Annotated in this window: 10 protein-coding genes; 4 read left to right on the forward strand and 6 right to left on the reverse strand. The window is 59.8% G+C overall.

The features are described 5' to 3' along the window. The first annotated feature begins 973 nt into the window (after positions 1–973). Entirely contained in the window at positions 974–1,306 is a 333-nt protein-coding gene (locus RSO01_RS43280; protein WP_170303802.1) for a hypothetical protein, read from the forward strand. 639 nt (positions 1,307–1,945) lie between these two features. After that, entirely contained in the window at positions 1,946–2,224 is a 279-nt protein-coding gene (locus RSO01_RS43285; RefSeq protein WP_170303803.1) for a hypothetical protein, read from the forward strand. Between the two features lie 924 nt (positions 2,225–3,148). Here RSO01_RS43285 and RSO01_RS43290 read toward each other — a convergent pair. Further along, entirely contained in the window at positions 3,149–3,694 is a 546-nt protein-coding gene (locus tag RSO01_RS43290; RefSeq protein WP_147156818.1) for a YncE family protein, read from the reverse strand. Positions 3,695–4,069: 375 nt separating this feature from the next. Continuing rightward, positions 4,070–5,929, reverse strand: coding sequence for a cyclic nucleotide-binding domain-containing protein (locus RSO01_RS43295; protein WP_170303804.1), 1,860 nt, complete (start codon positions 5,927–5,929; stop codon positions 4,070–4,072). 2,610 nt (positions 5,930–8,539) lie between these two features. Between RSO01_RS43295 and RSO01_RS48055 the strand changes: the two genes are divergently transcribed. Beyond that, on the forward strand, positions 8,540–8,791 hold the full coding sequence (locus tag RSO01_RS48055) for a DUF1330 domain-containing protein (protein WP_246159209.1): 252 nt from the start codon (positions 8,540–8,542) through the stop codon (positions 8,789–8,791). Positions 8,792–9,078: 287 nt separating this feature from the next. Here the strand turns inward: RSO01_RS48055 and RSO01_RS43315 are convergent, their stop codons facing one another. The 4 genes from RSO01_RS43315 to RSO01_RS43330 all read right to left on the reverse strand — a co-directional run bounded on the left by RSO01_RS43315 (position 9,079) and on the right by RSO01_RS43330 (position 11,147). Further along, complete coding sequence (locus tag RSO01_RS43315) at positions 9,079–9,378, reverse strand: hypothetical protein (protein ID WP_147156820.1); 300 nt, start codon at positions 9,376–9,378, stop codon at positions 9,079–9,081. Positions 9,379–9,411: 33 nt separating this feature from the next. Beyond that, positions 9,412–10,167 carry a M91 family zinc metallopeptidase gene (locus tag RSO01_RS43320; protein ID WP_147156821.1) on the reverse strand — a complete coding sequence of 252 codons (756 nt, stop codon included), beginning with the start codon at positions 10,165–10,167 and terminating at the stop codon, positions 9,412–9,414. Between the two features lie 86 nt (positions 10,168–10,253). Next, positions 10,254–10,442, reverse strand: a complete 189-nt coding sequence (locus RSO01_RS43325; protein ID WP_147156822.1) for a hypothetical protein — start codon at positions 10,440–10,442, stop codon at positions 10,254–10,256. Positions 10,443–10,520: 78 nt separating this feature from the next. Continuing rightward, complete coding sequence (locus RSO01_RS43330) at positions 10,521–11,147, reverse strand: MSMEG_1061 family FMN-dependent PPOX-type flavoprotein (protein WP_147156823.1); 627 nt, start codon at positions 11,145–11,147, stop codon at positions 10,521–10,523. 273 nt (positions 11,148–11,420) lie between these two features. Here RSO01_RS43330 and RSO01_RS43335 point away from each other — a divergent pair, with 273 nt between their 5' ends. Then, positions 11,421–11,882: a hypothetical protein gene (locus tag RSO01_RS43335; RefSeq protein WP_147156824.1), complete on the forward strand. Its 462-nt coding sequence runs from the start codon at positions 11,421–11,423 to the stop codon at positions 11,880–11,882. The last annotated feature ends 138 nt before the right edge of the window (positions 11,883–12,020 follow it).

A 12,020-nucleotide genomic window follows, 5' to 3' on the forward strand; every position in this document is an offset into this window, starting at 1 on the left:
TTGGCCATGGTGCTCTCAAGATTCTTGATTCTAGTCTTCGTGATTCGGGTCCGTGGGTACAGTTTGTCGCTTGGGGGCGCTCTGTTTCTCCCGAGTGTTGACGTGGCGGGAGAATGACGGGGCGTTCAATGCGGTACAGTTCAACAATGAACAAGCGGGGTAATTTTCGCGCTGTAGGCTGCGGTCATCAACAGCGAAGATGGCGATGAATCGCAGTCCAAAGGCACCGCACGGCCCCCCAGGAAGTCGTCACCCTGCAGACACTGAAGCAGAATCTGAAGCGCGAGCTGTCGCACCCTTCGGAACATGGTTCTGTCGATGGGACTGGCTATTGCCGAGGGCGAGGAACTGAAGCTTTCCCAAGCCGGCCAGGCACGCCTGGAGGCCGAGCAAGGCAGCCACCCATGAGGAGGCAGCCCCGCCTGCGCATTGGGTGTGAGCGCAGCCGGGAGGGCGAGCGCGGGGGGGACCACGCCGCCCTCCGCCTCGAATGAGCGGCCCGTTGTGGCGTTTCCTAGTGCAAAGGCCGGACTAAGCAGGACGTATCAGCGTAAGTGCCATTGCTTCTGTCTCGTTGGGCATTGACGACCCGGAGCTCGGATTGAGGGCGCAAGAAGTGCGTGGCTCAGGAATGAACCGACCCTCCGCGGCCCTGCCTCAGTTTGGTCCTGGGGCGGAGGAGCAGCTAGCTAGTGGCCGCAAAGCGTAGAGACCTATGAAGCCTGACGCTGTACGCTTTGACACAAGTACCGCGCGTGGCCGCGCGATGTTCAAAATTGCTCACAGCTCGGCAACTTGACGACTATGCCGCGCATTGGGTTCTCAGGAAGCCCGATGGCGGACACGCTAAGAAATCAGGCTATCGCTGCCCGGGACCGCGCCAAAAGGGGCAAGGCGGCTCGCCGGTACGCTCACCGTGGCAACCTATGTGGACCGGCTACTGCGCTAAGCTGAGGAGCTTGAGGCTCTGGCGGTGGACCTGGATCGGCGCGCCAAGAAGGTGACTAGCGGCGAGAGCACGGCTTCTTTGATGAGCGAGGGCATACTCATGAACGATCACGAAATGGCCGACTGGATACTCAACTATTGCGTACACGAGCGACGGTGTACGGAAGGTGATGTCGCTATGATCGGCTGGTTCAAGAAACCTATCTCTGAATTGCAAGCCCGGTCGGTAGCGGACATGGATCTGTTCTTTGCAGGGCGCGACTACGCGCTAGAGCAGGGCTGGATAGAAGACGGTCCACGGGCAGGCATGATTAGACTAACCAATTCCGGCTATCAGCGCGCCACCTCCTCTTTGTAGATCGATACAACGCGATCAGCGGGGCGATCTACGCGCAGTGGCGAAATCGCTCGTCCCGTGATGAGTGCATGACCTCGTCAAATGTGAACATAAGTGAAGGTGGGGAACGTGCCAGAATGAGATATCGTCGACTCATTACCCTGAGCGTCGACGGCTGAGAGTCAGCGACATCTGATCCAAGAGTGTCCCGCGCTCCCGCTCACGCACTGAGTGAGGGAGCCACTATGGACACGCCGGCTCTGACGGCAGCGGAAGAGGTTGCGTTACGCCAGATTGCAAGCCAGTCGATCAGCATCGACCCGAAAATGGCACGCCGTCTCGTCCAACTTGCTCTGATGGAGCGCTTCCGAGACGGGTTTCGGCTAACGCCGCTCGGAGCTCAGAGATACAAGCAGTTGCCCAAAGCCCCACTTCAATTGAGCGCTCTGCGTCCATCGACAGCGTTCTGAACGGCACCATCCCCGTTGCGCGCGCTGCGGGCATACCTCAGCGGGAGCTGACTCTCGAGATGGGGCGCGACTGGGCGGGAAGTTCTGGGGCGGGCGACGCGATTTGTCAGCGTTCTATTGCGGGGTCGGCCCTGGCGCCGAACCGCAGATGACGGCTACCGCCTCTTTCCGAACGGTCATCGCCTCCATCATGTTGGTCAATCGCCAGCCTACAGCCTGGGAGGCAGGATGGCTCTACGCTGCCCTTTGTGAGCTTTCGGCGGGCCGCGAACAGAGTGCCCGACGCAATGTACGGTTCGCGGTCCTGCTCGGTGTCCGACAGCAACCGCCGGTCGGCATCGCTCCCCGGCCAAAGGCTGAGGAATTGCTTCAAGCTTTGGAGCTGGTCAGCGTGCTGCGGATGAAGCAGCGTTTAATTTCCACGGCAACCAGCCGCAAACCGTCGGCGCGTCGCCAACAAGGAGCCTGAGCTGCGGCTTGATCCACTTCGGCGGCCGAGATGTCGTTTCCACAATGGGCGGTGGAGCACAAGGTTTTAGCGCACGCGGAACAAAAAAGGGAGGCGCCGTTAAAGCTGCAAGGTGCATTCAGGTTCTGTCCGAGTGCCGGCAGCTCACTAAAGGCTGGCACTTTCCAGGATTTGCTGCCGCGAGGACCGGATCATGAACAACGTCATTTGGATAGTGGGACTAGTCGTCATCGTTCTCGCGATACTCGGTTTCTTGGGCTTCAGGTGAAAGGTGTGCCGCAGCCAATTGGCGCCAGCCTCAGGGCAGCCGAGTAGGGTCCGCGCTTGCTGACAGTCGAACTTGCTATCTTCTCTGTAGGTCCAGCCAGCTTCGCGTGTAGGCTGTTGAACACCTTGGTGGCCGGTTGGCAGTAGTGCGCGCAATAGGGGGCAAACTTTACGATCTGTTCAGCAGTACCCACCAGCGCAAGCGGCCCGACAGGCCGCTGTTCGTGATACGCCCTGATCTGGCGCAGACCGCCAGCAGTTCGTCACCAGTCATCGTGGACTATATATACCGCACACCCATCAACAGCTTGCGGTAAGACAGCGCCTTTGCGCCCGCTAGCGCCGCTAACAGCATGGCGTCAGACAGGGTGACCGCTTCGAGTTTTGGTCGCTCCTGATTGGTCACCGCCCGATCCTTCGCCAAGGCACCCCGTGGCAGGAAGAACGATCAAAGCGGCAAGCAGCGGCAGAGCGAAACGCATGGGGCAGCTCCTTTCCCGATGCTCATCAAATGAAGCAGGAGAGCAAGGGTTGCGGATGGCCAATTCCGCCAGCTCTTCATCCGGGCTCAGGTGTCTACCATGAGATGCGCAGACCGACATTGAGGGCGTGGTTGTCGGTGCCCGAGCCAATGTCGCCGTCGTAGCGGAAGTAGAGCTACGCGGCGGTGGCAACGTTGGTGCTGGCCTGGAAGCCGATCGCCGCCGCATCGCGCTGCGGCGTCGCGCCGTACACCGTGAAGGCGTTGGCCGGCGCGCCGGCGAAGGCCGCCGCCGTGGCGATGACGGTCACGTCGCTGCTCAGACCATTGGTGACATAGACGCGGGTTCCGTCAGGCGTGACCGTTACGCCTTGAGGAGCAGTTCCGACGGGTATCGTGCCCACGACCGTGTTGGTTGCCGTGCTGATCACGGAAACTGTGTTGCTGTCCGTATTGGTCGCAAGAACGTGCGTGCCGTCAGGAGTGACGGCTACGCCGGTAGCGCGAGGCCCGACAGAGATCGTGGTGATCAGCGTGTTGGTGGCGGTGTTGATGGGCGTAAAGTCGTTACTGCCCTCGTTCGCCACGTAAGCGCGTGTATTGTCAGGGGTGAGCGCGATGAGTGTGGGTGGAACGCCTACTGGGATGGTGGCTATCACCGTGTTTGTCGAAGTGTCGATGACTGAAACCGTGTTGTCGCCACCGTTCGAAACATAGACCATTGATTGGTCGCCTCGCACGGCCGCGGCCAAAGCAACCGATCCAACTGGGATTGTCGCTGGCAGAATAGTGTTGGTGAGTGGGGCGATGACGCTAACGTCATTGCCACTGAGATTATGAGTGGCGCCTCCTGCGCCAGCGTTGCACTGGCGAAGATCATCCCGAGGGCGGATGGCCAGAGCCAACTACCAGGCTCTTACTCTGACCGCTCGATGGACGGTGATGAAATCGGGAAAGCAATCCTCTCGCTTTTGCACTCCGGCAAGCCGCTGGCGGATGGCCGCCAGCCTCAATCCAACCCAACTCATAAGCTACAATCGCGCGTGGCGAGCTCACGCTAAGCACGGGCTTTCGTCACAATCAGTGCGACCTGGCCTTCACCAGCCAGGCATGTACGCCCTGAGATACTGAACCAATCGGATATCGGGGAAGCTGACGAACGCACGCCGACCTATCGGGCACTGCAGGCTCGCTTCGCCCGCCTTGATCGATACGAGGGCTTGCGCGGTCCAGTTCTTGTGTCCCGGCGAGACGCCTGCCAACTCCGAACGCCCAATCCGAGAGGACGCTCCTCGCGTCTGCAAGACCGTCGCCCCGTAGCTCGTGGGATCGCCATCCAGCAGCACGGTGGCGCGCATTCCCTCGCGGAGCAGCGCTGCGAGCGTTTCCGTGACCGGCACATCGACCAACAGCACCCTGCAGTCGATCCACGAGAAGAGCCGGTCTCCCTGCTTGACGGCGGAGTTGTTGCCGATCGCGGTGGACCAGATCGTCATCGACGGAGGGACGTGGATGGACGCCGTCGAGACCATGCGCAGATTCTTGCGTTCTTCAGCAAGCGTGGAGCCCGCCGTATTCAGCTCTTCCTCGGCGTCCGATACGGCCCTGTTTGCTCGCGCCGCCTCCAGCTCGATCTCGTCGATGCTACGCCATGACCACTCCGGCACCTTCCCATCCTGCTGTAGGAAGACGCCCTGGTCCGCCAGCCGCCGCCGCTCGCGTACACGCTCCAGCGCTTTCTCCATTTGCGTGAGCGACACCTGCAGCTCGCGGTGGCTGGATGTAGCAACGTCTTCGTCGGCCTGTGAAGCTGTGCCTGTGACGCGAAGCGATCGCCGCCTTCGGGCAGATGCTTCCGCGAGCTCGACCCGCTCCTTCAGAAGCGACAGCCCGTGCTCCAGATCCTGGACATCCAGATCCAGGTCGCGGCGAAAGCCATCAGCGTAGCGGGCCCGCCGCTCCGACCATTCCTTGGCCAGCCGGGTCACTTTATCTTGGTATTGCTTGACCTGGGCAAGCCGTGCTTCGGCCCGGCGTTCGTGGCTCTCGGCCTTGATGACACCGCTGCGATCCGCACTTCGATCGGCAAGAGTGGCGACGACGCCTGTCTGGTCGACTTGCTGACCAATGCGCGTCTCGAATCCCTCGATTGTTCCGGCAATGGGCGCTGTCGCTTCGTTGAGCCAAGATGTGACCGCCGCATCCCGGTCCAGAACGATGTACAGAGGCTGGTAGATGGCCACGACTACAGGAATGAGCCCGAGCATGACTAGGGCCGCTATCGTGGTCTTTCGTCCAAACCTGTCGAGAAGCCCGTCGGGCTCTCGCGTTGGTCCGGAGGCTTCGGCCGGTATCAATTGCTGGTCTCGATTGCCGGCGTTCTCCAGCATTCGAACGGTGATCACCCTGAGCAGGTGAATGCCGAGTTGCGGGCTGTGCAGCAAGGCAGCGAAGACCGCCTTCTTGCCCAACGACATGACGGTGCAATCGGTGCTGGCAATCGCCGTGGCGGTTCGTCGACCAGAGCTGGAGAACAGGGCAATCTCTCCAAGGAAGGAGCCGGGGCCGACTGCCTGCTGAAGCTCCGGGATGAACAGCTCGCCTTCCACGATATAGTAAAGTTCTTCGGCGACATCGTTCGCAGAAAAAAGAGTTTCGCTGGCGCGCAGGTTGCGTCGCCGCATGAACGGCAGAATGGCTCGAGCCGAGAACTCGTGTGTTGCTGCCTTTTCGACCTGAACGGTGAGGTCGCGGATCTGCAGAAGGCGTAGCAAGTTCAGGGGCAGCAACGCGCCGTGAAGGATCAGGATCGGTGTCAGCCCATCGATTGCGGCGTAGGTTATGAAGGCGACGTTGCTGGCGATGGCAACGATTCGCAGAGGCAGCATGGTTCGCATGTAGAACGTTGCGAACACGAGGGCCGATGCGATGTACCCAAAAGATTCGCCGGAAGCCATGTCAGCACCCCCCACGCCGAACTCTGCTAGCCTGCTCAGATCATACACATCCGGGGATTCGCCGACATACAACCGACCGCATCGAACGCGGGCTTTAGCTGACCCACTTCGTGATGACGATGGCATTGTCCGTGGGCAAAGCGGACAGGGCGCCTCTGGTCGCGTCTCGACCTCGACGCCAAAATGGCCTCGCCATGGTGGCGGGCGAACGCTCCGACGACGGCGCGCTGTGCCTCCAGCCCAAGTCCACTCTCCCCTTGACGGACCGTGCTGACCCACAGGTAGGCTACAAAAGCGGTAGGCTTGTGTCGTGAGGTTCTTTATTTCGATCGAATACCGTCACAGACCCAGGTAAATTAACCAGCTCGCTGCAATGCCAACCAGGGCAAAGGTTAGCGCTCCCAAGGCCACAGCAACTATGCGGGCGATTGCCATACGATAAGCTTATAGCCTCTTTCAGTATCACTGCCTAAAGGGCTCTCCGGCGCAGCGGAGGTAGCCTGCTAGGTCCCATCGTAGCGTTGCTCGTGCTTGGGTTACGCTGTTGGCGGCCCTCGCTGCGCCCCACGTAAGACCCAAGGCGAGTGGCTACCCCGCATAGTACCTCGCCCTTTGGTGCCTATGCGCGAGAGGTTCTCGCTGCCTAAGGACAATTCGAGTGCGTAACTGTCGCAGTCTCGACGCGACACGCGCGGAAACCTCTTGGTCCGTATCGGGCTCGCTAGGGATAACGGCGGGGGTACCTTGGAGAAGGACGGTGCGCGAAGGCTTGCGGACGGTTCGCGAGCTTCGTAGCGACCACCAGTTTCGGTGATCACAGGACTAGTAACGCCAACCAGTATGCTGCGAAGAGCAACAGCGCCACCGTTATCGTGTCCAGGACCAAGTAGAGCCAACCGTCCTTGACCTCGGTCTTCCTCGGGTCGCTCACTCCCCTTTAGAGCATCTCCGCATGGACGGCTCCTGGGCGCGTTGTTGGTAGCTCCCTTGCTCCGACCGACTTGGCTCATGCTCAGGGTACGCTTCGCGTAGCCCTCGCTGTTACCCCAATCAGCCTTGGCAGCGATTGGTTAGGCCCCGCGTAGTTGTGACTGGCTATGCGGGGCCGTCGATACCTGCACGAGCCTTCGCTGCCTTAGGATACTTGAATGCCGAATCGGTGCAGCCCAGACGCTCCTATGAACGCTTACGATGTTCGCGCCCTCAGCTACTTGTGGTGGCACCTGCCGCAATACATCGAGGAAGATTACGGGCAACTCTTGGTCCGCATTGGCCTAGCCAAGGTTAACACCAGGGGAACCTTGGAGATCACCGAGGAGGGAATGCGTCGGTTCATGGTCGAGCGATATCGGCCCGCGCCTTCGACGACATTCGAAGATCGGACGGCCTAACTACGCCTCCGAGGTGGCCGGCCACACCAACGCCGCATCTCTGTGATCGGCGTCGGCTGCCTGCTGGGCAGGCTGTCATCCAGCAACCATACTGTCTCGGGGCACCATCGCATTTCCAGTTGCAACGAATTCAATGGGTTATCTCCCATTTTTGTCGCACTCATCCGACGGAATCGAAAAGTGCGACAATTCAGGCCCCCGATTTGTTCTTCTCGCGCGGCACCAGCAGGTGCATGGCTTGCTCCGCGAGTAGTGTGCGATTGGCGTTGCTAGACCTCGGCCTGGCGCAGGGTCTTCCGAAGATCGCCATGAACTGGTGCGCCGTCGCTCCGCTCTCGGCCGCCATCTTAGCGCCTGCCTTCCGGCAGCCACGGGCAGTGCAATGGCTGAGACCGGCCTCGTTGCACCAGTCTCGGAACTTGTTCCCGAAGCCGGCCACGGTGAAGGCCTTCCCAAATTCCGTGACGAGGTAGATGAACTGGCACGACGGCGTAGCCCGGCCGGTGTCGCGATGACACTCTCGCAGACATGGTCGAGAATTCACCGCCGAGCGCGTTGGGTGCTCTGGCTTAGGGTTCGGTAGTTGGCGCTTCGATGTAGCCCTCGATCAATGACCTCAGAGAGTCCTTTGCCGCTGGCACTGCGCTAGCGGACTTGGAGGAGACAGGGGGGCACACCGCCCTCCGCGCGGCGATACTCATCTACGAACGCTTGGGTGCCAATTGTTGCCCGCAGGCGAATCATCTTGCCCACTGGCGGCCGATAGTGGACGCGCGGGTTGCCACGCCGGTCCCGGTCTCTCAGCAGGTATCGGAACTCGGTCGCAATCTTGACGGCGGCCATGATCGCCTTCAGGCCCAGGGGGTTACCGTCACTGCCGCCCACGTCTGGGCGTCGAAGGCGATGTCAAGGCGGCGAATATCCCAGACTACGCCGCCGCCGATGCCCTTTGGTTGGCGTCCCTCCATAAGTGAAGCGTAGAGCGATATAGCTTGCTCGACAGTAGGCGGTCCCGACATGTCCAAGCCCGCCCAGACACCAGGGAACCTTAGCATTCCATCTCAGGGGGCTTCGACCCGCTCGTTAATCTGCCGATAGATCGGTCGCTTGCCGACGATGCCCTTGACCACGCCTGGGGGCTACCATCCAATAGCGGGAATTAGAGAAGGGGAGGCATCACACGTGGCGGCATACCTGATCGTCCAGAGCACCATTAGCGATGAGGCTCAGTACCAGAAGTAACCGGGACGCGGTCGTGCCGCTGATTGCGAGATTTGGTGGAAGATTCATTGTCCGGGGCGCCGCCGTGGAAGCTTTGGAAGGCCGGCACGACGGACGCAGGATGGTGATCTTCGAATTTCCCTCGATGGATGCGATTCACGCCTTTTGGGGGTCGCCGGAGTATGTCCCCGTGAAGAAGATCAGAGAAGGCGCCGCCACCCTCGATGTCTGGGCGGTCGCGGGCGCGTAGGGCGTTGACGACTTCAGTGGCCGTAGAATAGGGCCAACGCGGCACGGCTACCGCGCCCGCACGCCCATGATCTTCTCCAAGAGTTCGCGCGCCGCCATCGTCAGCTTTTTCGAAACTGCCGGCAGATCTTTCTCGGACGAGAAGGCCCACTCTCCAGCGTACTTAGACTTGTATTTGTTCCCGACTTCCTGGTCTTCTGTCCCTCAAAGACTCGGAGCCGATGCATGCAGGTCAATGAGCGCCTTCGTCTCGTCCTTCAGTTCTGGGAAATAGAGTCGCGCAACCGTCTACAGGTCATTGATCGGATCGCCCTTTGGCAGTTCCTGGCGTTCTTGGGCTGCGCGCATGTGCTCGATCAAGTATTCGCGGCACTCGCTCGCCTTGCCCACCAGTTCCTCCAGCTTCACCCGTCGCAAGTTCGCCCATTCGCGCGCAGCCCAGTCGCGTTGAGCGAGTTCTGACTTGACCCTCTCGACGATTGTGGTGCTGGCCTTCAACTGGCTCAGAGCGACCTGTGATTTGATCGTCTCCTTTATCGTCTCGACAAGGTTGGTCTTTACGCCCTCCTGGCGCAGTATGCCGCACATATGACTATGCCGTGGACCGCGCACGTCGCAATGCTACATTCGAAGCCTTAGATACTCACGGAATGGATTGAACCGAGCCACGATTACAAAGGCTAGATCGGAAAACACCGGCCCCCAGAAAGGAGAGAGTTTATCGAAGATTTTGAGGTTCTCACTCGTCAAGAAGCCAGAGGACGTGTCCTCAGGTGCTTCTAGTCGTTGGTCGTAGTCACCATACCCACCCCGCAGTCGGGTGCTGCCAGCGGCAGACATGTAGACGTTTGTTATAACAACTGCCAACCACTCTTCCTCGTTCATCCATTTGATATTCTCTGTCGGGACGGGATTGCGCAGGCCCTGGAATATCCGGAACGTGTGAACGAGTTCATGGAAAAGGACGGTATCGGGACTTCTGTCGAAAACCTTCTTTGCTTTGATGTTTTCGGGACTGAAGTTGATGATTACATCACTTCCCTTCCCAGTTCCGACCAACCCCCGGGGCACCATGTCATCGCGCTCGTCGTCGCGCGTGGCCGGATTGTCCGCGTTGCCCCTGTACCAGTAGGGCTGTTGTCGATTCGAAGCTCCCTTTGGTGCACTGTCTTCTGCCTCTCGGGGACTAGTGCTCGCATTGTCGGCGCCGATCGTCGCGGCCATGCCTGCATCCATCGGGTAGATCCAAACGATCCTCTTGTGGTGCTGAATCCTGTCTATGAGCAGGGTGCCGACCCGGTTGCGATTGATCTTGTGTAAGTTGCTTCCCACCGAATCGTAGTAGCCGGCGGGGTCACTACCTATTTTGATACCCATCGCATCCTCCCCTTGCGCGGACGCTGCATAAAATCCACATTTTGGTATCGCGGTCACTCACGAGAGACTCTTGAGTCAGCTCAGCGCTAGACCGGCGGATGAATCAGAAACCAAACCGCCAGCAACGCCGACACCGTCGCAAAGGCCATGCTGCTATTGACCGTCGTGCAGGCGATAGATCTCGTGACCGATGAGGCGCTAGTGCTGGCTACGGCCGACAGCGTCGCGACGACCACGAAGGCGAGGGCCGCCATCCAGAAGTACAGGTCGATCATTCCCGCCACTTACCGGATTCGTACCTCCGCCTCTGTAACTTTAGTCACACTGAAAGCGATCAATGGGCGCGGGTGACGTCAATAGAGCCGCTCAGTTTCGTTGCGCGCTACCCCGAGTTCGATGTCCGACACCGGACCCGATAGGTTGGCGTGATCCTTGAGCGCTTGTGCGTAGGTAGGTAGTCCATCGATAGGATCCCATCTGTCGGGCTCCCACATTCGGGAGCGGATCATGGACTTCCCACAATGGAAGAATGCTTCCCGCACACGGACGAGTAAGGCGAGGTCCGGCAGCTTACCGTTGATCTCCATGCTTTCGAGCAACTCCGAATCCCGCACCACTTGCGCCGTGCCGCTGACGCGCACAACTTCGCGCCGCCTCGGCACTATGAAAAGCAATCCCACATTTGGATTTTCAAGCACGTTCAAAAACGTGTCGCGGCGGTGATTTCCGAGTCGATCCGGTACCGCGAGCGTATGCGTGTCGAGCACTTTGACAAAACCGGGCGGATCACCCTTCGGTGAAACATCCATTGCACCCGCTGCGTTGATACTCGAGATCACGACAAAGGGGCATCGTTCGATCCAGGTACGACAATGAGAATCAATGTGGTCGATGACCTTTGCCACCTGGCTTGGAAAGTCCGCGCCGAGGATCGCCTTCACTTCTGCGGCCGACTTCACGGTGACTTTGGGCTGGTACATCTCGCTCGATCTCCCCACCGGCCAAAATAGCATCACGGCGAACTACCTGTCTAAGCACCACATCGGCCCGACGTCTGGACATAACGGAAGCTAGAAGGTCGTTGAAGATTGTGTTAACGTACTGCTTTCAGTCGCGACTCGCACGCGACTTGGCCTCTGCGCCACAGAGGCATCGCCGTCGCCGGGGCAGTAACGGGCGTTTCGCATCCAACCGGCCGCACAGGTGGGCTTGCAGCATTCGCTGCTGAGCAAACCGATGATGTGCTTGCTGCTATGCCGCCGCTGAATTACGACATCGACGCTCCTGGCCCGAGAAAGCCGCGGCCGATCGCATCGTCGCCATTCTGGATGGGGTCGGGCGACGCGAATGCCAAGCCCGGCTTCAGCATCGCCCCGCCGTCTGATCCGGGCTTCAAGATCCCCACGCCGATGGGGTGGATGTCGCCTGAGAGGCTGGGCACCTACGCGAACAACTTAACGCCGAATCGTAAAGCGCTGTCGGCCTTGATGGGCATGCCCGTGGACTTGATTGCGGGTGGGGCACGTCTTCTCGGCGCCAAAGGGATACCGCGAGCCATGGGGCAGGCGGACCCTATCGTGCAGGTGATCGACAACATTACACGGCCCGGCATGTCGCATCAGCCGCAATGGAAGCCCAGCGCGGACGTGCCGGGCAGCTCCGAAAACCTGCTTCGCCTGATGAACCAGTATATCCCGCCCGGCGGTTTGCTGTGACCGCGACCATGACCAACGCGCCACCGCTTCCAGACTACTCCTGCCTCCTACGGCACAACCGGGTTGCGCTCATGTACAGCGGCGGAAAGGACAGTGACGTACTGCTGAGTCTGTTTGCGCCATTCCTCGAGGGAATTG

Origin of the sequence: Reyranella soli (genome assembly GCF_007992495.1) — a bacterium.
GTDB lineage: Bacteria > Pseudomonadota > Alphaproteobacteria > Reyranellales > Reyranellaceae > Reyranella > Reyranella soli.

What these genes read in the sequence shown, in the direction of transcription:
- RSO01_RS48055 (WP_246159209.1), top strand. Translation starts at nt 8,540, where the DNA reads ATGAGGCTCAGTACCAGAAGTAACCGGGACGCGGTCGTGCCGCTGATT.
- RSO01_RS43285 (WP_170303803.1), top strand. Translation starts at nt 1,946, where the DNA reads ATGTTGGTCAATCGCCAGCCTACAGCCTGGGAGGCAGGATGGCTCTAC.
- RSO01_RS43320 (WP_147156821.1), bottom strand. Translation starts at nt 10,167, where the DNA reads ATGGGTATCAAAATAGGTAGTGACCCCGCCGGCTACTACGATTCGGTG.
- RSO01_RS43325 (WP_147156822.1), bottom strand. Translation starts at nt 10,442, where the DNA reads ATGATCGACCTGTACTTCTGGATGGCGGCCCTCGCCTTCGTGGTCGTC.
- RSO01_RS43335 (WP_147156824.1), top strand. Translation starts at nt 11,421, where the DNA reads ATGCCGCCGCTGAATTACGACATCGACGCTCCTGGCCCGAGAAAGCCG.
- RSO01_RS43290 (WP_147156818.1), bottom strand. Translation starts at nt 3,694, where the DNA reads ATGGTCTATGTTTCGAACGGTGGCGACAACACGGTTTCAGTCATCGAC.
- RSO01_RS43315 (WP_147156820.1), bottom strand. Translation starts at nt 9,378, where the DNA reads ATGTGCGGCATACTGCGCCAGGAGGGCGTAAAGACCAACCTTGTCGAG.
- RSO01_RS43295 (WP_170303804.1), bottom strand. Translation starts at nt 5,929, where the DNA reads ATGGCTTCCGGCGAATCTTTTGGGTACATCGCATCGGCCCTCGTGTTC.
- RSO01_RS43330 (WP_147156823.1), bottom strand. Translation starts at nt 11,147, where the DNA reads ATGTACCAGCCCAAAGTCACCGTGAAGTCGGCCGCAGAAGTGAAGGCG.